We start from the raw sequence: 23,771 nt of genomic DNA on the forward strand, positions 1-23,771 counted from the left end.
CCCCGCTGGAGCGCGCGGCGCACCCCGCCGCGGCCGGGGGGTGGCCGCCTGCCGGGCGGCGGCCCGCGCCAGGGCGCCGACCTGCCCGTACACCGCTGCTCAAGTCGGGCTTAAGTCCTACGCCCACCGCGGTGCCGCACGGTGGGTCCCCAAGGCCCCCAGGCCCCCAACTGACCAGGGAGACGTTATGGAACGCCCGCGTCCTTCGGTGGACAACCTCTACGGGTTGCTCATGGGGCCCGCCTCCGTCACCCCGGACAAACCCGCGGTGGTGGAGGCGGACGAGAAGGGAGTGCTGCACGAGATCTCCTACGGCCGTCTCGATCTTCTGACCCACCAGTACGCGGCCGTGCTGGACGGCCTGCATCTCGAGGTCGGCGACCGTGTGATCGTCGAGGCGGACACCTGCGCGGCGTCGGTGGCGATGCTGCTCGCCTGCTCCCTGCTGGGCCTGCCGTTCGTGACGGTGAGCCCGCAGACCCCGGACAGCCGGCTGTCGTCGATCGTGGACGCGGTCGAACCGGCGCTGCACGCGCGGGCCGACCACCTCGCGCGCAGGCAGTCGGTGCAGGCGCAGGGCAGCGCCCGCTTCGGCGCGGGCGGCCTGGTGGTGGAGCGGGCGCCGGATCGGCGGGTGCGCCGCCGGCGTAGCGTGCTGGCCGCCGACACCGCGTACATCGTCTTCACCTCCGGCTCGACCGGCCGCCCCAAGGGCGTGGTGATGAGCCACCGGTCGATCGTGACGTTCCTGCGCGCGATGCTCAACGACCAGCTGGCCGGGCCCGAGGACCGGGTGGCCAGCACCTCGCCCCTCCAGTTCGACTTCGCGCTGTTCGGGATCGGTGTGGCACTCGCCAGCGGCGCCACCCTCGTCCCGGTCCGGCGGGAGAACCTCTCCTCGCCCCGGCGCATGATCGGCTTTTTGCGCGATGCCGGGGTCACCCAGGTGCACGGCGTTCCCTCGCTGTGGCGTCCCGTCCTGCGTCACGACCCCGACCTGCTCAAGGAGCTGGAGCGGCTGCGCTCGGTGGTCTTCGCGGGAGAGGAGTTCCCCCTCCCGGAGCTGCGCCGGCTGCAGGAGATGCTGCCCGGCGCCCGCCTCGTCAACGGCTACGGGGCGACGGAGTCGATGGCCGCCTCGTTCACCGAGGTCCCCCGCCCGCTGCCGCAGGGGGTGCAGAGGCTGTCCATCGGGCAGGCCCACACCGGCGCCGAGATGACCCTCGTGGACGACCGGGGCGAGGTGGTGACCGAGCCGGGCCGGACGGGGGAGATCTACCTGCGCAGCCCGTCGCTGTTTTCCGGCTACTGGAACGATGCCGAGGCCACGGCCGCGGTGCTGGTGCCCGACCCCCTCGAGCCGCGGCACGGGCACAAGGTGCTGCGCACCGGCGACCTGGCCCGCCTGGGCGAGGACGGCGGCCTGTGCTTCGTGGGCCGGTGCGACTTCCAGGTGCAGATCCATGGCAACCGGGTGGAACTGGGCGAGATCGAGGGCACCTTGATGCGCCTTCCCGGCGTGCGGGCGGCCTCGGTCGCCCTCGTCGAGCGCGCCGGGGACCACGTGCTGATGGCGGCCGTCGTCCTGGACGGCCCGGGAGAGATCGACACCGGCGCGGCCCTCGCGTTCTGCGCGCGGCAGCTGCCCGCCTACATGGTGCCGCGCTCGATCCACACCCTGGCGGAGCTTCCCCTCACCGAGAACGGCAAGGTCGACCGTCCTTTGCTCACGCAGAAACTGGCCTCCGCCCGGGGGGCCTCGCCGCTACGACACGCCACGAACGCTTAAGGAGCCAGACGTGACTTTCACCCTGTCCATCGGTCAGCGGGTGCGGCTTTGCGACGTCGAGTCGACCGCGGTCGCGGCCGAGTCGGTGGCCATCGACGACACGGTCCGCCAACGCGTGCAGGCCTCGCGCCAGATGCTGGAGAAGTTCGTCGCGGAGGAGCGGGTCATCTACGGCGTCAACACCAGCATGGGCGGGTTCGTCAACTATCTGGTGCCGGTCACGATGGCCCGCCAGCTCCAGGAGAATCTGCTCAACGCCGTGGCGACCAACGTGGGCGACCATCTCGACGACACCACGGTCCGCGCGATCATGACGTCCCGCATCGTGTCGCTGTCCCGCGGCAACTCGGCCATCTCCCTGGCGAACCTGGACAAGCTGATCGCACTCCGCAACTCGGCTGTCGTGCCGTGTGTGCCCGAGAAGGGGTCGCTGGGCACCAGCGGCGACCTCGGGCCGCTCGCCGCGATCGCCCTGGTCTGCATAGGCCAGTGGAAGGCGCGGCTGAACGGTGAGGTCCTGCCGGGCGCCGAGGCGCTGGCCCGGGCCGGCATCGAGCCGATGGAGCTCAGCTTCAAGGAGGGCCTGGCGCTGATCAACGGCACGTCCGGGATGGTGGGTCTGGGCAGCCTCAACATCGCCCGGGCCCGCCGGCTGCTGCAGAGGTATCTGCTGGTGTCGGCGCTGTCGGTGGAGGGCCTGGCCGGCAAGACCAAGCCGTTCGACCCGCGGGTGCACGCGCTCAAGCCGCACAAGGGACAGCAGGAGGTCGCCGGGTTCTTGTGGCAGACGCTGGCCGGCTCCACGCTGGCCGTCGACGAGCTGGACACCGAGCACCTGCTGTCGGGCGAGATGGGCGACACCGCGAAGGCGGGTTCGCAGTCCATCGAGGACGCCTACTCGGTGCGCTGCACCCCGCAGATCCTCGGGCCGGTCCTCGACAGCCTCAACTCGATCGAGCACGTCGTCGAGGACGAACTCAACTCCTCCAACGACAACCCGCTGATCGACCCCGACGAGGCCGAGGTGTTCCACAACGGGCACTTCCACGGGCAGTACGTGGCCATGGCGATGGACCACCTGGCGATCGCCATGACCACGCTGATGAACCTCTCCAACCGCCGCATCGACCGGTTCCTCGACAAGAGCAACAGCGAGGGGCTTCCGGCGTTCTTGTGCCGGGAGAACCCGGGCCTGCGCCTGGGGCTGATGGGCGGTCAGTTCATGACCGCCTCGCTGACCGCGGAGACCAGGGCGAAGTCCATGCCCATCTCCATCCAGTCGCTGACGTCGACCGGCGACTTCCAGGACATCGTCTCCTTCGGCTTCGTCGCCGCCCGGCGCGCCGCCGAGGTCCTGGACAACGTCGCCCACGTGGTCGCCTTCGAGCTGCTGTGCGCCGCCCAGGCCGTCGACATCCGCGGCACGCAGGGCCTGTCGCCGGCGACCCGGCGGCTGTACGAGCAGGTGCGGGAGGTGGTCCCCTACCTCGACCACGACGAGACGATCACCGAGTACGTGCAGGAGCTCGCGGCCCGCCTCCTGTCCGAGCCGGGCCTGGGCTGAGGAGCGCCGTGCCTGCCCCGTCCAAAACAGCGAAGGTGTTCGACGCACTGCACAGCCCGCCGCTGACCGAGCAGAGCCTTGAGGGCACCCGGGTCACGGTGCGGGTGCCCGTAAAGCGGGCCGGCGCCCAGATGGCCGGCCACTACCCGGGCTTCCCGATCATGCCGGGGGTCCTCCTGATCGACTGTGTGCGCCAGGCGGCCTCATCCGCCCTGGGCAGAGAGCTTCGGCTGTGCCGCATCGACCGCGCCCGCTTCACCCGCCCGCTGCTTGCGGGCGACGAACTGGAGCTGTCGTTGCTGGTGATGCCGCAGACGCCGCAGACGGGCACCCGCATCGCCGTGCGGGCCCGCGCCGCGCGCGGCGACGGCCTGACGGCGGCGGACCTGTCCGTCGTCTGCGAACCGGTGGTGAGCGATGCTTGACCACGCCCAGGTGCGCGAGCGGCTGCGCCAGCGCCCTCCCATGCTGCTGCTCGACACGGTGCGCCGGTTCACGCCGCCCGACTCGCTGATCGCCACCAAGGCGATCACCGGCGGGGAGGACTGCTACCGGGACATGGCGGAGGGAGCCGGCATCGACGCCTTCGGCTATCCGTCGGTGCTCCTGCTCGAATCGTTCGGCCAGGCCGTCTCGCTCTTGTGGTCGCTCGCCGAGCTCGGCCCGAGAGACGAGATCCCGCTGATGGTCGGCATCCGCGACCTGGTCCACACCGCCCGGGCCGTGCCCGGCGACGTCCTGGAACACCACGTACGCCTGAGCCATCGCTCCGGCCAGGCCGGTGAGTTCACCGGTCACACGCGCACCGCCGACGGCCGCACGGTCTTGTCCGTGGGCTCGCTCCTCGTCGTCTCGCGCCCCACCGCGAGCCTCCTTTCGACCGCACCCACACCGCATCAAGACAAGGACGGCAGATGAACGACACCGGCCACCCGATCAACCCGATCAACCCGATCAACTCGATCTCCGAGGTCCGCTCGATCGTGGCGGAGATCCTGGCGCTGAGCCCGGACGAGATCGACGACAGCGCGGACCTCTTCGACCACTACCAGGCCGACTCGCTCAACCTCATCGAGATCGTCGCCCGGGTGGAGAAGCAGTACCGCACGGTGCTGCCCGTGGCCGAACTGCCGCAGGCGCGCAGCATCGCCGCCCTGGACGACCTGCTGACCCGGCAGACCGCCTGAGCACCCGGCCGGGCCCAACCGGCCCTAGGCCCCCCTCTTTTTCCGCAGACACAGGAGCCAGCCAGTGACGACCCCGACCAGCCGGCTGACCGCACCCGGCCCGCTCGCCGTGCGTGCCGTGCGCGGTGCCACCCAGGTCGCCGCGGACGAGCCCGCACTCATCGAGGAGGCCACCGGCCACCTCCTCGGCGAGATCCTGCGGCGCAACGAGCTCAGCGACCCGGACCTGATCAGCATCGTCTTCACCACCACCCACGACCTGCGCTCCGCCTTCCCGGCGGCCGCGGCCAGGAAGCTGGGCCTGACGGAGGTACCGCTGCTGTGCACCGCCGAGATCGCGGTTGCGGGCTCCCTGCCGCGCGTCATCCGGATCCTGGCGCACGCCCACAGCCCCCGCTCCCGCTCCGCCATGCACCACGTCTATCTCGGTGCCACGGCGGCGCTGCGCCCCGATCTGAGCGCCGCCACCGGGACCTGACTCCCCCTTCTGAGACAAGGAGCACGACCATGTCCGCGATGCCTGTCGCATCACCCGTTCGTGACAGCGATCTTCGGCCATCGGCGGCCACCGGCGTCGCCCCGGACCCACCCGTCGCCCCGGACCCGCCCGTCGCCGCCAAGCAGCAGCCCGTGTGGGCCGACCCGGCGCGCGCGGCCGCCGTACGCGCCGAACTCGCCGCCCGGCCCGGCCTGGTGGGCTGGGAAGAGGTGCAGATGCTGCGGATGCTGATGGCCGAGGCGGCCGCCGGCACCTACCAGATCATCCAGGCCGGGGACTGCGCGGAGGACCCCGCCGAGTGCGAGCCACAGGCGGTCAACCGCAAGATCGGCCTGATCGACGCGCTGGCAGGCGTCATGAAGATCAACACCGGTCGGCCGGTCATCCGGATCGGCCGCATCGCCGGACAGTTCGCCAAGCCGCGCAGCTCCCCCACCGAGGTCGTCGACGGGCGTGAACTGCCGGTCTACCGCGGCCACCTGGTCAACCGGCCCGCCGCCACCCCCCAGGCGCGCCGCGCCGACTGCGCGCACCTGCTCACCTGCTACGCGGCCGCGGACCGGGCCACCACCCTGCTGCGCCAGCGCACCGGTGCCTGGATGCCGCCGACCGGAGCACCGGTGTGGACCAGCCACGAGGCGCTGGTCCTGGACTACGAGCGGCCGCTGCTGCGCCGCACGGCGGGCGACCAGCGCTACCTGTCCTCCACCCATCTGCCCTGGATCGGCGAGCGCACCCGCGATCCGGCGGGCTCCCACGTCCAGCTCCTGACGCAGGTCGCCAACCCCGTCGCCTGCAAGGTCGGTCCCACCCTGGCCGCCGCGCAGCTGGTGGACCTGTGCGCCAGGCTCGATCCGGGCCGCGAGCCCGGCCGGCTCACCCTGATCGCACGCATGGGCGCCGGCCAGGTCGCCGCACGGCTGCCGGCCCTGGTCACCGCGGTGCGCCAGGCCGGCCATCCGGTGTCCTGGCTGTGCGACCCGATGCACGGCAACACCATCAAGGCGCCCGGCGGGCTCAAGACCCGGTCGGTCGAGACCGTCATCGAGGAGGTGGTCGCCTTCCAGCAGGCGGTCACCGGCGCCGGCGGGACGGCGGCCGGCCTCCACCTGGAGACGACGCCGGACGACGTGAGCGAATGCGTCTGGAGCCAGGCCCGCCCGTCCGACGTCGCCAGGCGCTACACCACCCTGTGCGACCCGCGGCTCAACCCCCGCCAGGCGGTCGCCGTCGCCGGGGCGTGGAGTGCCGCCTGACCGGCCCGCGCCCGGAGGAAACCCTGATGTCCACCGCCTATCTGGGCCCGCCCGGCTCCTTCACCCACGCAGCCCTCGGCGGCCTCGACGTACCCAACGAAACGGCTGTCCCCTATCCGACGGTCCGCCAGGCGCTCGACGCCGTGCGCCGCGGCGCGGCGACGGCCTGCGTCATCCCGTGGGAGAACTCGGTGGAAGGGTCCGTCACCGAGTCCGTCGACACCCTCACCGCCCAACGGGACCTGCGCATCGTCGGCGAGACACTGCTGCGCGTGGAGTTCGCGCTCGCCGTCCCGCCCTCCGGCAGCCTCGCCCGCATACGGCAGGTGCTCACCCATCCCGTCGCCCACGCCCAGTGCCGCAGCTGGCTCACCGACCATCTGCCGCAGGCCGACATCGTCACCGCGACCTCCACCGCACAGGCCGCCCGGGAGGTCGCCACCACACACCTGCCCGGCCGCGCCGCCATCGCCGCACCGGCCACGCTGCGGCGCTACGGCCTCGACATCGTCGCCTGCGGCATCGGGGACAGACCAGACGCGGTGACCCGCTTCGTGAAGGTCGCCCGGTGTGTGACGGGCTCAACCCCCACCGGCGCCGACCGCACCAGCCTGGTCGTGCCGCTGGCCGGCCAGATGCAGCAACTGCACACCGTGCTCGGGGAGTTCGCCCGCTTGCGCGTCCCCCTGACGGCCGTGCTACCGCGGCCCGGCGGCGTCGGCCTCGGCAGCTACTCCTTCCTTGTGGAATGCGAAGGACACACGGACGACCCCCGGCTCGGCGCGGTCGTCGACACCCTCGCCCGGCGCCACTGCGCATTCGTTCTCGGCAGTTATCCCCGCGCCGAACCGGGCCGGCCCGCCCTGTCCCCATGACCAGCCGATCCGGCCACTGACTCAATTCCGTCCTTACCATTCTGGAGAATGACTTGAGCAAGCCCAAACGCCTTTCAAAACAGCCGAGTTCGAGTTGCAGGCCGCCTACCGAACGGGTTGGATTATCCGCATGACTCTGCGTCTGTCTCTGCTTTCCTTGCGCATCACCGTCGTTTTGCAGGCGATATTGATGCTGGTCCAGGTCGCCTTGGCCGGGGGATTTCTCGGCGGCCATTACGACATGCTCGCCCTCCACGGACTGGTCGGCCGTGTCCTCACCGTGGCCACCCTCCTGACGGCCGTCGCCGCCTTCTTCGTGCGCCGCCTGAAAGGACCAGCAGCGTTCCTTCCGCTGGCAATCGTCCTGGTCGTTGCGCTGGTGGGCCAGATCGCCCTGGGCGAGCTGCACAGCGTCGCCGCCCACGTCCTGCTCGGCGTGATCCTCGCCTGCGCCACCGCGGTGCTGACCCAGCGGGTGATGACCACCCCGCTGCCCGCCAGGGCCACGGCACCCCACGCGCCCGCCGCCGGGCCCCTCACGCAGCCGGAGCCGGTCAAGTGAGGCGGCGCGCGCTCCTGGGCGCCGGCGCAGCGGCGCTCGGCGCGGGCGCCCTGACCGCGGCCGGCTGGCCGGCCCTGAGCAGCTATGTGCGCGAGGGCCTGCCCGGCAAGGTGCTGACCAGCACGGCCGAACTGCCGGCCGCCTTCCGCACCCCGCTGCCCATCCCCCCCGTCCTCAAGCCGACGTCGACCAGCGGCACCACGGACAGCTACGACATCACCCAGCAGCACGCCGAACTGGAGATCCTGCCCGGACTGCGCACCCCGGCGTGGACATACGGCGGCACCTTCCCGGGCCCCACCATCGTCTCGCGCTCGGGGCGGCGCACCGTGGTGCGCCACCGCAACGAACTCGACCGCCCCACCGTGGTCCACCTCCACGGCGGCCACACCCCGGCAGCCAGCGACGGCTACCCCACCTCCCTGATCCTGCCCGCCGACGGCTCCTACGACATGCACCGCGTGGAGCAGGACATCAGCGGCCCAGCGCACGGCATGAGCATGGACCACACCGCCATGGCCGCGATGGACCTCGCCGCAGGCACCCGCACCTACACCTACCCCCTCGACCAGCGCGCCGCCACGCTCTGGTACCACGACCACCGCATGGGCTACACCGGCGCCTCCGTCTGGAGGGGGCTGGCCGGGTTCCACCTCGTGCACGACGACGAGGAGGAACAGCTGCCGCTGCCCCGCGGCGACCGGGACATCCCCCTCATGATCACGGACCGTTCGTTCGCCGCGGACGGATCATTCCAATACCCCCTGCTGGACGGCCAGATGCACACCCCGGGCGTCACCGACGCCTACATGAACGGCGTCCTCGGCGACGTCATCCTGGTCAACGGCGCCCCCTGGCCGGTGCACCGGGTCGACCGGCTGCGCTACCGGCTGCGCCTGCTCAACGCCTCCAACGCCCGCCTGTACAAACTGCAGCTGGACCCACAGCCCGACGGCGGCGGCGGCCTCGTCCAGATCGGCAGCGACGGCGGACTGCTGCACGCGCCCCGCCGCCACGACGCACTCGAGATCGCCCCGGCCGAACGCTTCGACGTCATCGTCGACTTCTCCCGCTACCAGCCCGGCACCCGGGTGCGGCTGCTCAACCGCTTCGGAGACGGCTCGACGGCCCAGGTCATGCGCTTCGACATCAACTCCGGCTCCCCGCACGACGACACGAAGGTGCCGCAGCAGCTGAGCCAGGTACGCCCCCTCGATGCGCACCGGGCCGCGGTCACCCGCGACTTCCACTTCCGCGGCTCCAGCGCCGGCTGGACCATCAACGGCACGCAGTACCAGCCCGGACGCCCGCTGGCCCGCCCCCAGCTCGGGCAGGTGGAGGTATGGCGCTTCACCACCAACTTCCACCACCCCGTCCACCTCCACCTGAACCCCTTCCAGGTCCTCTCCCGCAACGGCCACGGCATCGGCGCATTCGACCACGGCTGGAAGGACACCGTCGACCTGCACCCCGCCGAAGCCGTCGAGGTCGTCACCCGCTTCACCGACTACCCCGGCACCTTCATGATCCACTGCCACAACCTCGAACACGAAGACATGGCCATGATGGCCGACTTCACCACCCACTAATACGAAAATCCCCGCTGCCTATCCGTTCCCGCAGTTCATGCGGCCTCAGCTGTCTGGAGGGTGACTTGGTAACCGAGTTGGTTGAGCTGGCTCACCAGGCGCCGGGTCTGCCTGGCACGGCCGGTGCGTTCGAGGAAGTACTGGCCGCCGAGATCGGCGTACTCGACGTCGTGGATCAGCATGTGCCACATGGCGATCAGCACCGAGTGCTCGACGGCGACCAGGGCGCGCTTCTTGCCGCGGCGGGCGGCGATCCGTCGGTAGCGGGCGGCAAGGTAGGTGTTCTTGGAGCGGGCGGCGGAGACCGCGGTCTGGCCGAGCACCGCCTTGAGCCACGGGTTGCCGTGCCGGGTCTTCCCGGTGGGCTGCTTGCCGGCCGATTCGTGGTTGCCGGGGCAGACACCCGCCCAGGAGGCAAGGTGGGCGGCGCCGGCGAAGCGGGCCATGTCGGCGCCGGTCTCGGCGAAGATCACCGGTGCGGTGCGTGTGCTCACGCCGGGAATGGTCACCAGCAGGGCGAGCTGGCGGCGAAAGGGTTCGACCTGGGCCTCGATGCGCTCGGTCAGCCGGTTCTCGGTGGCGGTGCAGGCGTCGACGCGGTCCAGCATGGTCCGGGCGAGAAAAGCGTGGTGATCGCCGAACCGTCCGGTCAGCGCCTCGACCAGGGCGGCGCGTTTGCCGCGCATGCTGCCCCGGGCCATCTCCGCCAGGGTCTGCGGGTCGCGCTGCCCAGCAATCAGCGCCTCCAGCATCGCCCGGCCGGACACGCCGAGGATGTCGGAGACCACGGACGACAGCTTGATGCCCGCATCTTCCAGGAGCTTCTCCAGCCGCTGGGCCTCGCGGGTGCGTTCGCGGATCACCTCGGTGCGATACCGCGTCAGGTCGCGCAACTGCCGGATCGGCTCCGGCGGCACGAACGACGGCCGGACCAGCCCGTGTTCGACCAGCTCGGCGATCCACTCAGCGTCCTTGACATCGGTCTTGCGGCCCGGGACCGCCTTCATGTGACGGGCGTTGAGCAGCCAGCACTCGATGTCGTGTTCCAGCAGGTAGAACACCGGCTTCCAATAGATGCCGGTGGCCTCCATCCCGGCCAGGGTGACGCCCTCGGCCAGCAGCCAGTCCCGCATCGCCAGCAGGTCACAAGTCATGGTGGAGAAGGTCCGGGTCTCCTTGCGGCGCCGTTTGCCGGGACCGGGAACACGGATCGTGACCTTCACGTCCGCCTTGCTGATGTCGATCCCCGCACAGCGTTCGTGCAGCACTTCCATTGCCCCGGCACCCCCTCCCGACGACGGCCGCAAGCACGCGACCGCCCGGCAGGGGTCCGGCAGGCGGAAGACTCTAATACGCGTGCTCGGAGCAACACTTCCGGGTGCCTGTCGAAGGACCCCCAGCGTCCTACTAACCCTCGGGTTCGATCACGCCATTGCGGCTCGACGTCCGCCAGACGGCCACGCACCCGATTTTCACCCGCTCAGGGTGGCCCCGTCAGGGGCTCGGATTACTAACCCCGCCACCACCACACAACTGCCCCCCAGCCGCCCGCGCGGCCCGGGGGGCAGCCGCCTGCCGCATCCGCGTGCCGCATCCGTGTACCGCATCCGTGTACCGCATCCGTGTACCGCATCCGTGTGCCGCATCCGTGTGCCGCGCCTGAGTCACTCCCCCACACCGGCCCGGTCCATGGCCCCGGCCAGGGTGCGCAGGGTGGCGATGCCCTCGTCCGGATGGTCGGGGAAGATCATCGCCGAGAGGGTGGTGACCCCGGCGTCGGCATAGGCGCGCAGCCGCTCCGCGATGCGGCCGGCGGGGCCGAGCAGGGCGGTGCGGTCCAGGAACTTGTGCGGCACGGCCTCGGCGGCCGCCCGCAGGTGTCCGGCCAGATAGAGCTTTTGCACCTGCTCCGCCTCGCCCGGAAAGCCGGTGCGGGCCATGAGCTGGTTGTAGAAGTTCTGGCGCCGCGACCCCATGCCGCCCACGTAGTGCGTGGTGTGGGTGCGGATCCGGTCCGCGCAGTCGGCGAGGTCGGCGCCGACGGCGACCGGCACCGCCGCGACGACGTCGAAGTCCTGCAGTTCACCGCCCCTGCGGGCGGCTCCGGCGCGCAGGTGCGCCCCCCACTCGGGCCCGAACTCGGGCTGGAAGAAGACCGAGAGCCAGCCGTCCGCGATCTCGCCGGCCAGGCGGGTGCCGGCCGGGCCGACGGCCGCGAGGTAGAGGGGCAGGTGCCCGCGCCGCGGCCGCATGCCCAGCTGAAGGGCCTTGCCCGGCCCGCCGGGCAGCGGCAGGGGGTAGTGCTCGCCGTCGTGGGCGACCACCTTGCGCTCAAGCGCCGCCCGGACGATGCCGACGTAGGCGCGGGTGCGGGCCAACGGCCTGTCGAACCGGGCCCCGTGCCACCCCTCGGCGACCTGCGGGCCCGACACCCCCAGACCGAGGCGGAAGCGGCCCTGCGAGAGGACGTCGAGGGTGGCCGCGGTCATCGCGGTCATCGCGGGTGAACGGGCCGGGATCTGCATCACCGCGGTGCCCAGCTCGATGCGCGAGGTCTGCGCGGCCAGCCAGCCCAGCAGCGAGACGGCGTCCGAGCTGAACGCCTCGGCGGTCCAGGCCACCGAGAAGCCCAGCCGCTCGGCCTCGCGCACACAGCGGACGGAGAACCGGGGCGCAGCCCCGGGACCCAGCCGGCCGAGGCAGCACAGGTCGAGGCCGAGCCTCACGGGGCCAGGCATCCTATCGAACAGACAGGAAAACGGCGGCCGGCCCCGGCCCGGCCCGCCTCAGAACACCAGGCCGCCCACCAGGCCACCCTGAATTTTTCCCGCCCCCGCCCCCGGCACGCGGGCCCAGACAGCGGTGCCATGCGGCATCCAGCACCGTCACACCAGGCCGTCGCGGCTGACCTCACGCCTGAGCACGGCCAATCCATCCGGGCCCAGCTCCAGGACGTCCTCGCAGGTGGCGCTGCACAGGACCGCCGCCCGACCGCCCCGCGCAGTCTCGACGAGCAGGACGTAGGAGCGGACGCTCACCCTCGCCCCCTCCCGCCCGGTCACCGACACCGTGCCCAGCATGTGGCGGCGCTGGATGCCCTGCGCGGTCAAGTACTCCACCGCCTCGCGGGCACCCGCCGCCAAAGCCCGGCGGCCCACCGTCGGCCCGGGCTGCGCATTCGTCACAAAGACACCGTCCTCGGCGAAGGTGTCCGCCCACGCATCCACCTCACCACCGTCCAGCAGCTGCATCTGCCGCGCATAGAACTGCTGCACCTGCTCGTACAGCCCCACAAAGGACTGCCCTCCCCGCGCGGGGGCCTCCTGCACACTCATCAACACTCCTCACCTCACCGGCCCGGGCCCAAAACCCGCATCCGCCCCCCACCCTCCACGCCACCCCTCGCGCACCCCTCAACAACCAATCGACCCACGAACGACCCCCGATCGACCCCCGGCGCACACCCGCCCCCGCCCCCGGGCCCGCACCGCCACCACCCCCGCCCCCCGGACCCCTCGGGCCCCTCCCCGACCGCGGCACCGGCGACACAGCCGACCCTGACCCTGACCTCGACCCCGGCGACGGGCGCGGCCCCCGGCGAAGACACGACACCCGCCGCCCACCCCACACACGCCACTGCCCACCACCACCAGACCTCCCCCGCGCGCCGAGAGCACCCCCACCCACACGCCGGCCAAACCCCGCGCACGGATCACGCGCACCCAGCCCGGCTGGCACCACCCCGGCCGCCCTCCACTCCCCCGCCCGCAGACGAACACGGCCTACACGGCCCTCACACACCCGAACACCCCCACGGCCTCCCCGACCGCCCCGTCCCAGACGTCCCCGAGTGCCGCCCGGAACCCCTCCAACAGGCTCCCGGCCACACTCGCGGCGCACGACACACGGATCCCGGGCGGGCCGCACCATCCATGCGCCGGCCCGACAGACCAAGAAACACACCCACCGCGGGTTCGCTGCCCCACAGCCACCCCGCCTCCACCCGCCCGCCCAGCCAGTCCGGCAGGACATCCCCGTGGAACCCGCGCCGCCAGGCGAACACACGCACCCCGACCCGGCACCGGCCACGCTCGAACTCGACCGCCGCGACGCCGAGACGCTCTTCCAGGTTCTGACCGAGCGTAAGGAGAAGAACAGCATCGCAATCGCCTCCAATGAGGCTTTCACGAAAGCGCACATGTTCCGGCGAACCTGTGCCAGGTGCCGCCGAGATTCAACAGGCTCAGCCCGGATGCTCGGGGCGGAGAAGCTGGTGAACCTCCGAGGCGAGAGCCGCCATCTGCTCACCGGCCTCCAGCCACGTGGTGATCGAGGCTTCCCAGCTGTTCGTCGGGCCCCGCCAAGGACGCAGCGTCCAGGTCAACGCGACATGGCCGCCCGACCTGAAGGCTGCCGTGACCGTGAGGTCGCGGTCGTTGGTCTGCCAGACGCGCTCGCCGTCCCAGCCGCGGAAGTCCGCGGCCAGTTGAGCTAGGAACGGCGCAAGGTCGGCATCCCAGATCCATGCGGTCACCCCGTCGACGCGGGCCTTCAGCCCCGGTGCGTCGGCCTCGACCGTGTAGTGCAAGCAGTCGGGGTCATCGCGCACGGGGTCGGACAGTCGCACGCACACAGCCCGGTTGATGCTGCAGCGGATACTCACCGTCTGTGGCTCGTCGGGGGCGGCACCTTGGGAGTTCACGCGCCGAAGGGTAGCTGTCCTCCCTGTTCGCCGTCACCGCGATTCCTGCGGTGGCAGCCGGCCCGGGTCCACGCGGTCGGCGAGATAGATCAGGGTGGACCTTCAACGCCGCCCTCATCGAGACCGGCACCGAGTCTTACCGCCTGGCCCGCGCCAAGGCGAACAAGACCAACGGAGCGAAGTAACCAGCCCCAGCCGGTCGTTGAACGATCGGCAGTCACTGATCAGCAGGAGCGTTCTCTGTCCCATTTGGACGCGTCATGCTGGGAAGACCATACGGCGCGGGGTGGTAAGGAAGCGCAAACGGCAATCCGAGGTCCCCGGGCAGCAGAGCACCGACCCAGGTATCTCGCAGGCTGTTGTTGCTGGTCTGCGCCGCACGCAAGACACCCTCCATGACGAAGCCGGCCTTCTGCGCCACGGCCCACGAGCCGCGGTTGCCGACCTCCGCCCGCCACTCCAGGCGCTGCACACCACCGTCAGCAAAGGACCACTTCGCCAGGGCAAGTACGGCCTCGGTGGCATAGCCTCGGCCTCGGTGCTGAGCCACCGTCCAGTACCCGATTCCCCACGTCTCGGCGTGCCGATGGATGTTGACGGACGCCACCAGGCTCCCACTGTCCCGTTCCTCGACCGCGAAGTGATACATCGTGTCGTCGCGCCAGCCACGCGGCACCAGCTCCCCCAGATAGAAGGCGGCGTGCTTGCGCTCGTAGGGAGCGGGAAAGTCCGTCCACCGCTGAATTTCCGGATCTTGACATGCGGCAAAGACCGCGTCTTCGTCGCTGAGATCATGGGGGCGCAACAGCAGACGCCGTGTCGTCAGTGATACGGGTTCCATGCGCGGTGATTCTGCTGGCTGGTCACCCGCGAGGCCATTGATTTGTGGCCGCCATGTTCGCGACACCGACACTCATGCACAGCTGCCCCTCCGCGACCATGATGGTCCCAGATCAGGCCGCCATCCGGGACCATCTCAAGAGGCCCGAGCTTCAACAATCACCCACAAAATGGGTCCAGTTGGAGTCGCCTGGGTGGAGCCGCAGAGCGCCCCCTGGTACTCCAGCCGTAGATCGTGATCACGGATGGGAAGGTCAGGCCCGGGACGCTCCGAGGAACCGCAGCACGGCCAGGACGCGGCGGTGGTCCGCGTCGACCACGGGCAGGTCGAGCTTGGCGAAGATGTTGTTGATGTGCTTCGCCACGGCGCTCTCGCTGACCACCAGCGCCTGCGCGATGCCGGCATTGGAGCGCCCCTCGGCCATCAGGCCGAGCACCTCCCGTTCGCGGGGGGTCAGCCGCGCGAGCGGGTCGCTGTCGCGCCGCAGCAGCAACTGGGCGACGACCTGCGGGTCCAGGGCCGTGCCCCCGTCCGCCACTCGCCGGACCGCCGCCACGAAGTCGGCGACATCGGCAACCCGTTGCTTGAGCAGGTAGCCCACACCGCTGGTGTTCGCAGACAGCAGGTCAGCCGCGTACCGCTCCTCCACGTACTGCGAAAGCAGCACCACCGGCGTCCCCGGCCAGCGCCGACGGATCTCCATCGCCGCCCGCACCCCCTCGTCGGTGAAGCCGGGCGGCATCCGGACGTCGATCAAGGCGAGTTCGGGCCGGTGCTCCGCCACTGCCGCCAACAGCCCTTCCGCGTCGCCGGCTTCCGCGGCGACCTGGAACCCGCCCATCTCCAGCACCTTGATCAGGCCGACGCGCAACAACACCGAATCCTCGGCGATCACCGCGCGCACGGCAGCTCCGCCGTGATGGTGGTGGGCCCGCCAACGGGGCTGCTGACGTGGAAGGCCCCGTCGAGGGAGCCGACCCGCTTGGCCAGCCCGGTCAGCCCCGTGCCGGCGGCGGCGTCGGCACCGCCCAGCCCGTCGTCGGTAACGCGCACTCGCAGCACCTCGCCGACCTGACGTACTATCACCTCTGCACGCGTCGCGTTGGCGTGCTTCGTTGCATTGGTCAGCGCCTCAGAGATCACGAAGTACGCGACTGACTCCACGTTGGGCGCCACCCGCTCCTCCAGATTGACCCGCAGCCGCACCGGCAGGGGCGTGCGGGCAGCCAGCCCGGACAACGCCGCGTCCAGACCTCGGTCTTCGAGCACGGCCGGGTGCAGCCCCCGCACCAGGTCATTGAGTTCGGCGATCGCCTCCTTCGCCTCCAGGTGCGCTCTCGCGATCACCTCGCGGGCATCACTCGGCAGGTCCGGGCGGGTGGCAATGGCCAGACCCAGGTTGACCGCGAGAGACACCAACCGCTGCTGGGTGCCGTCGTGCAGGTCGCGCTCGATCCGGCGGCGCTCCGCGTCGACGACCTCGATCAAGTCGGTCCGGCTCACGGCCAGCTGATCGACCCGCTCCTGGAGCCGCTGCGCCCGGCTGGGCCCGAGCAGGCCCAACGCCAGCCGCGCCTCGGCCCGGGCTACTGCCCGCGCGGTCCAGGGCAGGGCGCACAGGAGGAGGAGTCCAGCCGCTGTGTAAGCCGGCAGCTGGGTCAGGTAGCCGAACCAGTCCTGGCGGATTCCGGTTGGCAGCGGCCATGACCAGGCGTAGGCGGTGACGCCCGCCAGGCACGTCGCTGCCACCGCGAGCACCAGCAGCTCCAGCAGCGCGAGCAGCGGGCCCAGCAGGAGGTGGTAGCCGATCTTGCGCCAAGGCCGCGTCGCCGCGAGCCACCGGGCGGTCGAGGCCCACGTCCATTGTTCCGGCGCGGTGGGGGTGAGCCGGGGGACGTCCACACCGATGAGCACCCGGTAGCGAGCCCGCTGAACGGCCGTCAGCACCGGGGTGCCGAGCAGGACCAGGGCGGCCGACATGGAAACCGTAAGGAGCCAGTTCCCCGTCCTGGCGGTAGTCGTCGCCGCCCAGGCCCACACGGGCACCAGCGCCAGGTGCGGCAGCACACCAGCGGCAAGAAAGCCGGTGTCCCGCTGCGCCCGGAGGACCGTGCGTCGCAGTCCAGCTGGAGTCGTCATGGCACGACGCTAGGGCACCGCAGGAGGACGGTGCCATGAAGCCTGTACCCGATCTCATGGTGAACCTAGTACCAGCTGTAGTTCTTGATCCTGGCCCGTGGGCGGACAGCATCTCGGGTCGGTAGGTCGGCTTCTGCTGGCCGCTGGCAGGTCGACCGGCCCGGTGGAACAGGCACTATGCCCCGGTGAGCATCGTCATCAAGTTCTTCGTGGCACCGGACGCCGAAGCTGCCGCTGCTGTCGCGGAGGGTGGTCCCGACGGGGTCTTCGAGTCCCTGACCTTCGGCAACTTCGATGTCGAGGAGGCTCTGATCGAGTGGGAGGGCATCTTCACCGGTCGGAGCTTTGAGGAAGTCCTTGACGACGATGTTCCCGAGACTGTTGTCGACCCGGACGACGGCGAGGGTCCGCTCGTCCTCGCCGTCTCCGGCACCCTTCGAGATGCCCTGTGCACTGCCGTCGAGCACCGGCTCGCTGAAGTCACCGGGCTGTGGGTGGCCGAGCGGGCGGCAGACGGCGAGGTCTTCGACCCCGAGATCGCCGTGTGGATCCTGAGCGGCTTGGCCGACCTGGCCCGTGCCGTCCGCGAGGGAGACGAGAACCTGTACTGCTGGGTGGCGTAGAAAGGGCACGGCCACCGTTGATCATCGTCGGTTGTGTGGACAGACGAAGATCAGCCGATGCCCGTGGGCCACAGCGTAGACCCCGCCGGGTGGCAGCCGGTGTTCGACGACCTGATGGCGAGGGTGGCGAGCCGCGTCGCAGGGCACGGGCCTTCGTGCTGGGCCTGCTGGCAGAGTTGCCACGGAAGAACTGCTGGACGATCGCGGAGCATGCCGGTGACAGCAGCCCGGCCGGTATGCAGCACCTGCTCAGCCGCGCGTCCTGGGACGCCGACGGAGTCCGCGACGACATACGGGACTTCGCGCTCGAGCACCTCGGCAACCAGGACGCCGTCCTGGTGGTGGACGAGACCGGTGACCTGAAGAAGGGCACCGCGAGCGTCGGGGTGCAACGCCAGTACACCGGGACCGCGGGGCGAATCGAAACCGCCCAGGTCGCCGTCTACCTCGTCTACTCCACCCCGGTCGGGCACGCTGCCATCGACCGGCGCCTCTACATCCCACGCTCCTGGACTCAGGACCCCGACCGGTGCCGGGCCGCAGGCATCCCGGACCACACGGGGTTCGCCACCAAGCCCGCCCTGGCCACCGAGATGATCACCCGGGCCCTGGACGCCGGCTTCACGGCCTCATGGGTCACCGGCGACGAGGTCTACGGCGGCGACCCCCACCTGAGCGCCGAACTGGAGCGCCGTCAGGTCGGCTACGTCCTCGCCGTCTCACGCAAGCGACCGATCCCGACCCGCGCGGGCGTCTTCACGGCCGGCATGCTGGCCCACTGCCTCCCGAAGACTGCATGGCAGCGACTCTCAGCCGGAGACGGCGCCAAAGGTCACCGCTTCTACGACTGGGCCCAAGTAGAGATCGACAGCCCGGCGAGCAGCACGGGTCACCGGTCGTTGCTCATTCGACGCGACCGGCGCACCGGCGAACTCGCCTTCTACCGTTGCTACTCGGCTGGACCCCGTTCCTTTGAGCGCCCTGGTCAGGGTGGCCGGGCGCCGCTGGACGGTGGAGGAGACCTTCCAGTCCGCGAAGGGCCTGACCGGCCTGGACGAGCACCAGGTCCGCCGCTGGACCTCCTGGCATCGCTGGACCACGCCGGCCATGCTCGCGCACGCATTCCTCGTGGTCACGGCCGCCATCGAACGGACCACCGTGACCACGCCGCCAGGGCTCGCCCCGCTGACATGCGGCGAGATCCAACGTCTCTTCACCGCCTTCGCCGCACCGCAACCACACGGCCTGGCGCACTGGCTCAGTTGGTCATGCTGGCGCCGACGACACCAGGCCCGTGCACGGAGCAGCCATTACCAACGTCAGGCCCTCCAACAGTCGTGATCAAGATCTACAGCTGGAGTACTAGCCACCCGGACGAATTCACCGCCCTGGTCGCCGACTTCATCGGCTGAGCCCTCCGGCAGATGTGCCCAGCTCACCACCGCAGTGGCGACGGGCCGGGAACGCCCCAGGGCGGTTGGCTGTTCACCTGGTGCCGTGACCGCAAACGATCACCGGTGGGGTGCGACGGCTGGGTGTCGGCAGCGGTGGATGTCGCGCAGGTCAGCTGAAGGTCGTGCCATGGTCTGTCAGTTGCCTGCTCTAGGGTCGCCCGCATGGCTGAGCCCTCCTTTCTGACCGCCGTCCGCGAGTCGTACGACACGGTCGCCGCCGATTACGTCGAACGCGTCCCGCCTCCGGCCGAGATGGACCCGCTGTCACGCGCGATGCTGGCGGGCTTTGCCGAACTGGTGCGGACGGCCGGTCTGGGGCCGGTCGCGGACCTGGGGTGCGGCCCCGGACGCGTGACGGCGCACCTGGCCGGGCTGGGGGTGTCCGCCTTCGGCGTCGATCTGTCGCCGAAGATGGTCGGGCTGGCCCGGCACGCCTATCCGCACCTGCGGTTCGCTGAGGGCTCGATGACCGCGCTGGAGATGCGGGACGACGAGCTCGGCGGCATCCTGGCCTGGTACTCCACCCATCACACGCCCCCGCAGTGGCTGCCGGACGTGTTCGCCGAGTTCCACCGCACCCTCGCGCCCGGCGGCTACCTGCTCTGGGGAGACTATGTCGGCAACGAGCGGCTGCAGCCGACCCACGGCTATGGCCGTCCGGTGTCCTACGAGTCGTATCTCCTGCCCCTGGACCGCATGGTCGACCTGCTGGACCAGGCCGGACTCGTCGTCACCGCGAGACTGGAACAGGAGCCCGGCGGACGCGCGAACAGGCCACACGCCTGCCTCCTGGCCCGCAAGCCCGAAACGCCCTGACAGGGCTCGTTCCCGGGGTGAGGGCGCTCGGCTGGACCGCCGACAATCACGGGGCGGGTGGTCAGACCGCTGGGTTGAGAGGGCGGCCGGCCCAGCGGATGCCTTTCTCGCTGCGGACACGGACGCGTTCTTGGCGCTGCGCGGCCAGGACGCCCTGGATGGCGTGCGTTCTGGTTGTGCCAGTGCAATTAGTGATGCAGCGCGCGGATCTGGACGGTGTGGTTCCAGCCTCGATGAGCACGAGCGCACGGACCAGTCCGGGATGTGCAGCAGCGGTGAGCATGGCCGTGCGCCCGCCCAGCCACTGGCCGAGCAGGACAGACCGCCGCAGCGCCGGCTGATCGACAACGGCGACGACGTCCGCGACGCAGGCAGCACGCGAGACGTCCTGCGGGCGGCGCTCGCTGGCGCCGTGCCCGCGCGGGTCGACCGCGACAACCCGCTACCGGGAGCTCAAGCTCCGCGCCAGCACGTCCCATTCACCTGCGTGACCGGCCAGACCGTGGAGCCAGACAATGGGCTGTCCCGGCCCGCCCCAGTCCGGGCAGGCAAGCCGGGCGCCGTCTCGCACCACCACGTGTTCAGACCATGCCACGTCGGACCTCCGGAGGGATTGCCCTCCACCGTTGATGCCGCCGCTGATGCGTCGGCGCCGGTAGCTCAGTCAGGCATCCACCCGTCTCTGCCCGGGCGAGGGGGCGCGTAGTGCGCTGTGCACCGCCCAGGCCACCGACACCATCGGCACTGCCACGACCGCGCCGATCACCCCGGCCAGGATGCCGCCGGCGATGACGGAGACGGCCACGACGACTGGGTGCAGCCGGACCGCCCAGCTCATCACCAGCGGATGCAGTACGTGGCCTTCGATCTGGCCGACGATGACGATCAGCGCGAGGACCACGATGGCGATGGCCGGCCCGCGCGAAGCCAGGGCAACCACCGTGGCCACGCCCAACGCAATGGGTGATCCGATCAGCGGAATGAATGCGGCGAAGAACTCCAGCAACGTCAGCGGCAGGGCCAGCGGCACCCGCAGCAAGAACAGGGCGATGCCGACCAGCACCGCGTTGGTGGCCGCCACAATGACGATGCCCCGCGTGTAACCGGCGAAGGTCCGCCACGCCGCCCGACCTGCGCGGCTCCATGGGTCCCGTGCTCGCTGCGGTAGCCCTTCTTGGAACCAGTGCCAGAACCGGTCGCCGGAATGGATGAAGAATACGGAGCAGAACAGCGCGAGCACCGCCGCGGTCAGCACCTCCACGAGCCGTCCGGCACCGCTCACGGCGCTGCTGATCAGTGCGGAGCGGTGCTCGGACACGAAGGAGTTCACCTTGCCCTGAAGGTCCGACATCACCGTGGGACTCACATGGAAAGGAGGCCTCTGCAGCCACCGTTCGATGCGCCCGATTCCGCCGCTGAATTCCCGCCCCAGCCGGTCCCACTCTCTCGCGACCAGTTCACCGACCAGCGCCAGCAGCCCAAGGACCGCCATGAGGCTTCCTACGACACTCACCACCACTGCCAGGGCCCTCGGCAGCCATCGCGCCAGCAGATCGGCGAGTGGACGCAGTACGGAGGTCACGACAAGGGCGAGGAACAACGCCACAGCGACCAGCTGCAAACGTCCCAGAATCACGAAACCCGCGTACGCGGCAGCCCCGAGCACCAGCAGCCGCCACGCATACGCGGCACCCACCTTCAGCCCATGATGCACGGCAACGCCGTCCTCGGCCCGCCGCACTACTGTCGCCGCCCTGCGCGCACGGGCCACCGTCCCGGCTCTGCGGACCGGCCGACTGCCCAGCACGACGTACCGCATCCGCCGCGGGCCACGACTGTCACCGGGCCCCGCACCCGGATGTCGGCGCGACCGACGCGAGGCATCGCTCACCTGCACGTCACCGCCTTCACGTCATCGAACCACGCAGCTACGTGTCCCCCGAGGAGACGCCTTCTAAATCGTCGGTGGACTCAACGGACCAGCCCGGACAGAAATCGAACCCACCAGAGGTGCGAGCGACAGAGCAGCAACCACAGATCGATCCGCCGCGTGCTGCCATGACCGGCCCCTCCAAGATCCACTCGCCGGCGGCGAGAGAGGCAGAACGTCCGGCACCGTCGAACGGAGAGCTTCAGGGAATCCACCGCGGGCCCTGCTGCGGACGTGGCAGGGACCGCCACATGGCCGGCCACCGCCCGTGCCGCGGCACCCAGCCCTCCCCGGGCTCGAGACCAGGCATCGACGAGGTACGCCTTCTCCCCCATCATCAGCGGCGCGCCGGTAGACGCCTTGGTGTAGGGGCCGCGCCAGGTCACCCGGTCCTCCAGCCGGATCACCCGCACCTTCGGGTCGTACGGCACCGAGCCGTCAGCGCGGCCCGCCGACGTGCGCGATTCGGACGCGTCCCGGGACGGGCCGCCGGCCGTGACACCCTGGGCGATCAGCCGCCAGTGGCCGCCCTGCCCGTCGCGTTCCCGCCGGCCACCTTTGCCGAACGCGCCCCGGTCGCCGTGGAGACGCGGTCGCGGCTGGAGGGACCCGCTGCGGGCGTGGTGGCGTACGGAGTGATCAGCGAAGGCGCACCGGGAGGGAGCGGTGACCGTTGGAGATGAAGGAATCCACCGGCTCCAACTCGTCCTGGGACACCGCGAGTTGCAGATCCGGGAAACGCTCGAAGAGCGCCGGCAGCGCGATCCGCGCCTCCAGCCGCCCCAGCGGAGCGCCCAGGCAGAAGTGCACGCCGTAGCCGAAAGCCAGGTGCTCCTTGTCGACGCGGGTGACATCGAAGCGGTCCGCGTCGTCGCCGTACTTGCCGGGGTGGCGTCCGGCGGCGGCGTACGCGGCCAGGATGGCCTCACCCTTGCCGATCACGACTCCTTCCGGACCGCCGAACTCGCCCATCGCCAGGTCCTCCACGGCGTATCGCAGCGGCAGGCTGGCGACCGGCGCCTCGACGCGCAGCGTCTCCTCGACCACGTCGTCCCAGGAGGCGTGGCCGCTGCGGACGAGCGCGAGTTGGTCAGGGTGGGTGAGCAGTGCGTGGATGGCGTTGTCGATGAGGTTGACCGTGGTCTCGTGGCCCGCGCTGACCATGAGCACCAGGGTGTCGAGGAGTTCCTGCTCGCTGAGGCCGGTGCCGCCCTCGTCGTTTCGCGATGCGATGAGGGCGGACGTCAGGTCGTCGCCGGGTGACTCCCTTTTGAAAGCGACGAGTTTGGCGAGCGCGGCGTAGAACCGTGTGTAGATGTCGGTGACCTCCTCCGGTGTGGCGGAGGTGTGGAAGATGCCGTCCACAACGGCCCGTAGCTCTGCGCCCTGGTCCTCGGGCAGGCCGAACAGCTCGCTGATGACCTGGATTGGCAACGGGTAGCAGAAGCCCTCGCGCAGATCGACGACCTGCCCGTCCTTTCCGGCCTGCTCGACCCGGTCCAGCAGGTTCTTGGTGATCTCCTCGACACGAGGCTGGAGCGCGGCTGTGCGGCGTGCGGTGAACGCCTTGGACACCAGGGCGCGCAGGCGTTTGTGCTCGCCTCCGTACGCGGTGAACATGTTCTGCACCGCGACCCAGGTGAACAGCGGCCATTCCGGGGCGATTTCGCCGTTGATCCAGCGGGTCCAGTGGCGGCGCGGGTCCTTGGAGACGCGCGGGTCCGTCAGCAGGCGCTTGAGCAGATCGGGAGAGCTGACGGCCCATGCCGCAACCCCGTCGGGAAGTTCGACCAAGGTTACGGGTCCGTGCTCGCGGATCCGGGTGGCCTCGCCGTGGATGTCGCGACCGGTCGGGTCGATCACTAAGGGGTCGGGGTGTCCCATCGCAGCCTCACAGGATCTCGAACGTCAATACGAAGCGTTACGCTACTTCGTCGTAGCGTCG

21 protein-coding genes and 2 pseudogenes are annotated in these 23,771 nt (G+C 70.4%); 13 read left to right on the plus strand and 10 right to left on the minus strand.

Annotation, left to right across the window (positions count from 1 at the left end):
- Positions 1-187: 187 nt before the first annotated feature.
- From ACFY10_RS49840 to ACFY10_RS49885, 10 genes are all read left to right on the plus strand, one after another.
- Positions 188-1,789, plus strand: coding sequence for an AMP-binding protein (locus ACFY10_RS49840; RefSeq protein ID WP_390672051.1), 1,602 nt, complete (start codon positions 188-190; stop codon positions 1,787-1,789).
- Positions 1,790-1,799: 10 nt separating this feature from the next.
- A complete protein-coding gene (locus tag ACFY10_RS49845) occupies positions 1,800-3,353 on the plus strand; it encodes a phenylalanine aminomutase (D-beta-phenylalanine forming) (RefSeq protein ID WP_390672052.1) in 1,554 nt (517 codons plus the stop codon).
- Positions 3,354-3,361: 8 nt separating this feature from the next.
- Positions 3,362-3,778, plus strand: a complete 417-nt coding sequence (locus ACFY10_RS49850) for a 3-hydroxyacyl-ACP dehydratase FabZ family protein (protein ID WP_390672053.1) — start codon at positions 3,362-3,364, stop codon at positions 3,776-3,778.
- Positions 3,771-4,271 carry a 3-hydroxyacyl-ACP dehydratase FabZ family protein gene (locus ACFY10_RS49855; protein ID WP_390672054.1) on the plus strand — a complete coding sequence of 167 codons (501 nt, stop codon included), beginning with the start codon at positions 3,771-3,773 and terminating at the stop codon, positions 4,269-4,271. Before ACFY10_RS49850 ends, ACFY10_RS49855 begins: the two co-directional genes overlap by 8 nt.
- Positions 4,268-4,540 carry an acyl carrier protein gene (locus ACFY10_RS49860; protein WP_390672055.1) on the plus strand — a complete coding sequence of 91 codons (273 nt, stop codon included), beginning with the start codon at positions 4,268-4,270 and terminating at the stop codon, positions 4,538-4,540. The genes ACFY10_RS49855 and ACFY10_RS49860 overlap by 4 nt, the downstream gene beginning before the upstream one ends.
- A gap of 64 nt (positions 4,541-4,604) precedes the next feature.
- Positions 4,605-5,018 (plus strand): chorismate mutase, encoded by a 414-nt coding sequence (gene aroH, locus ACFY10_RS49865; protein ID WP_390672056.1) that lies wholly within the window; start codon positions 4,605-4,607, stop codon positions 5,016-5,018.
- Positions 5,019-5,056: 38 nt separating this feature from the next.
- Positions 5,057-6,295, plus strand: coding sequence for a 3-deoxy-7-phosphoheptulonate synthase (locus tag ACFY10_RS49870; RefSeq protein ID WP_390672081.1), 1,239 nt, complete (start codon positions 5,057-5,059; stop codon positions 6,293-6,295).
- A 26-nt stretch (positions 6,296-6,321) separates the two neighbouring features.
- Positions 6,322-7,170, plus strand: a complete 849-nt coding sequence (gene pheA / locus ACFY10_RS49875) for a prephenate dehydratase (RefSeq protein WP_390672057.1) — start codon at positions 6,322-6,324, stop codon at positions 7,168-7,170.
- Positions 7,171-7,300: 130 nt separating this feature from the next.
- Positions 7,301-7,732, plus strand: a complete 432-nt coding sequence (locus ACFY10_RS49880; protein ID WP_390672058.1) for a hypothetical protein — start codon at positions 7,301-7,303, stop codon at positions 7,730-7,732.
- Positions 7,729-9,321 carry a multicopper oxidase family protein gene (locus tag ACFY10_RS49885; RefSeq protein WP_390672059.1) on the plus strand — a complete coding sequence of 531 codons (1,593 nt, stop codon included), beginning with the start codon at positions 7,729-7,731 and terminating at the stop codon, positions 9,319-9,321. The genes ACFY10_RS49880 and ACFY10_RS49885 overlap by 4 nt, the downstream gene beginning before the upstream one ends.
- A 35-nt stretch (positions 9,322-9,356) precedes the next feature.
- On the opposite strand, the gene ACFY10_RS49890 is transcribed toward ACFY10_RS49885, so the two are convergent.
- From ACFY10_RS49890 to ACFY10_RS49920, 7 genes are all read right to left on the minus strand, one after another.
- The gene (locus ACFY10_RS49890) at positions 9,357-10,595 is read right to left on the minus strand and encodes an IS110 family transposase (RefSeq protein ID WP_390672060.1); all 1,239 of its coding nucleotides are present in this window, start codon (positions 10,593-10,595) and stop codon (positions 9,357-9,359) included.
- A gap of 390 nt (positions 10,596-10,985) precedes the next feature.
- Complete coding sequence (locus ACFY10_RS49895; protein ID WP_390672061.1) at positions 10,986-12,059, minus strand: LLM class F420-dependent oxidoreductase; 1,074 nt, start codon at positions 12,057-12,059, stop codon at positions 10,986-10,988.
- A gap of 147 nt (positions 12,060-12,206) precedes the next feature.
- Positions 12,207-12,656: a nuclear transport factor 2 family protein gene (locus ACFY10_RS49900; RefSeq protein ID WP_390672062.1), complete on the minus strand. Its 450-nt coding sequence runs from the start codon at positions 12,654-12,656 to the stop codon at positions 12,207-12,209.
- A 908-nt stretch (positions 12,657-13,564) separates the two neighbouring features.
- Positions 13,565-14,023 (minus strand): DUF6228 family protein, encoded by a 459-nt coding sequence (locus ACFY10_RS49905; RefSeq protein WP_390672063.1) that lies wholly within the window; start codon positions 14,021-14,023, stop codon positions 13,565-13,567.
- Between the two features lie 217 nt (positions 14,024-14,240).
- A complete protein-coding gene (locus ACFY10_RS49910; protein WP_390672064.1) occupies positions 14,241-14,864 on the minus strand; it encodes a GNAT family N-acetyltransferase in 624 nt (207 codons plus the stop codon).
- A gap of 253 nt (positions 14,865-15,117) precedes the next feature.
- Positions 15,118-15,768: a response regulator transcription factor gene (locus tag ACFY10_RS49915; protein ID WP_143600460.1), complete on the minus strand. Its 651-nt coding sequence runs from the start codon at positions 15,766-15,768 to the stop codon at positions 15,118-15,120.
- On the minus strand, positions 15,756-17,003 hold the full coding sequence (locus tag ACFY10_RS49920; protein WP_390672065.1) for a sensor histidine kinase: 1,248 nt from the start codon (positions 17,001-17,003) through the stop codon (positions 15,756-15,758). Before ACFY10_RS49920 ends, ACFY10_RS49915 begins: the two co-directional genes overlap by 13 nt.
- Positions 17,004-17,188: 185 nt before the next feature.
- On the opposite strand from ACFY10_RS49920, the gene ACFY10_RS49925 reads away from it, so the two are divergent.
- The 3 genes and pseudogenes from ACFY10_RS49925 to ACFY10_RS49935 all read left to right on the plus strand — a co-directional run bounded on the left by ACFY10_RS49925 (position 17,189) and on the right by ACFY10_RS49935 (position 19,896).
- Positions 17,189-17,626, plus strand: coding sequence for a hypothetical protein (locus ACFY10_RS49925; protein ID WP_390672066.1), 438 nt, complete (start codon positions 17,189-17,191; stop codon positions 17,624-17,626).
- Between the two features lie 114 nt (positions 17,627-17,740).
- Positions 17,741-18,967: pseudogene (locus tag ACFY10_RS49930) on the plus strand (IS701 family transposase).
- A gap of 275 nt (positions 18,968-19,242) precedes the next feature.
- A complete protein-coding gene (locus ACFY10_RS49935) occupies positions 19,243-19,896 on the plus strand; it encodes a class I SAM-dependent methyltransferase (protein WP_390672067.1) in 654 nt (217 codons plus the stop codon).
- 61 nt (positions 19,897-19,957) lie between these two features.
- Here ACFY10_RS49935 and ACFY10_RS49940 read toward each other — a convergent pair.
- The 3 genes and pseudogenes from ACFY10_RS49940 to ACFY10_RS49950 all read right to left on the minus strand — a co-directional run bounded on the left by ACFY10_RS49940 (position 19,958) and on the right by ACFY10_RS49950 (position 23,710).
- Positions 19,958-20,491: pseudogene (locus ACFY10_RS49940) on the minus strand (alpha/beta fold hydrolase).
- Between the two features lie 69 nt (positions 20,492-20,560).
- Positions 20,561-21,793, minus strand: a complete 1,233-nt coding sequence (locus tag ACFY10_RS49945) for an AI-2E family transporter (protein ID WP_390672068.1) — start codon at positions 21,791-21,793, stop codon at positions 20,561-20,563.
- 672 nt (positions 21,794-22,465) lie between these two features.
- The gene (locus ACFY10_RS49950) at positions 22,466-23,710 is read right to left on the minus strand and encodes a cytochrome P450 (protein ID WP_390672069.1); all 1,245 of its coding nucleotides are present in this window, start codon (positions 23,708-23,710) and stop codon (positions 22,466-22,468) included.
- Positions 23,711-23,771: the final 61 nt, after the last annotated feature.

It is taken from the genome of Streptomyces sp. NPDC001401 (genome assembly GCF_042895385.1).
Lineage (GTDB): Bacteria > Actinomycetota > Actinomycetes > Streptomycetales > Streptomycetaceae > Streptomyces.

Coding starts and splice junctions, on each gene's coding strand:
- ACFY10_RS49920 (WP_390672065.1), bottom strand. CDS start 17,003: ATGACGACTCCAGCTGGACTGCGACGCACGGTCCTCCGGGCGCAGCGG.
- pheA (WP_390672057.1), top strand. CDS start 6,322: ATGTCCACCGCCTATCTGGGCCCGCCCGGCTCCTTCACCCACGCAGCC.
- ACFY10_RS49855 (WP_390672054.1), top strand. CDS start 3,771: ATGCTTGACCACGCCCAGGTGCGCGAGCGGCTGCGCCAGCGCCCTCCC.
- ACFY10_RS49910 (WP_390672064.1), bottom strand. CDS start 14,864: ATGGAACCCGTATCACTGACGACACGGCGTCTGCTGTTGCGCCCCCAT.
- ACFY10_RS49860 (WP_390672055.1), top strand. CDS start 4,268: ATGAACGACACCGGCCACCCGATCAACCCGATCAACCCGATCAACTCG.
- ACFY10_RS49880 (WP_390672058.1), top strand. CDS start 7,301: ATGACTCTGCGTCTGTCTCTGCTTTCCTTGCGCATCACCGTCGTTTTG.
- ACFY10_RS49870 (WP_390672081.1), top strand. CDS start 5,057: ATGCCTGTCGCATCACCCGTTCGTGACAGCGATCTTCGGCCATCGGCG.
- ACFY10_RS49950 (WP_390672069.1), bottom strand. CDS start 23,710: ATGGGACACCCCGACCCCTTAGTGATCGACCCGACCGGTCGCGACATC.
- ACFY10_RS49900 (WP_390672062.1), bottom strand. CDS start 12,656: ATGAGTGTGCAGGAGGCCCCCGCGCGGGGAGGGCAGTCCTTTGTGGGG.
- ACFY10_RS49840 (WP_390672051.1), top strand. CDS start 188: ATGGAACGCCCGCGTCCTTCGGTGGACAACCTCTACGGGTTGCTCATG.
- ACFY10_RS49895 (WP_390672061.1), bottom strand. CDS start 12,059: ATGCCTGGCCCCGTGAGGCTCGGCCTCGACCTGTGCTGCCTCGGCCGG.
- ACFY10_RS49935 (WP_390672067.1), top strand. CDS start 19,243: ATGGCTGAGCCCTCCTTTCTGACCGCCGTCCGCGAGTCGTACGACACG.
- ACFY10_RS49890 (WP_390672060.1), bottom strand. CDS start 10,595: ATGGAAGTGCTGCACGAACGCTGTGCGGGGATCGACATCAGCAAGGCG.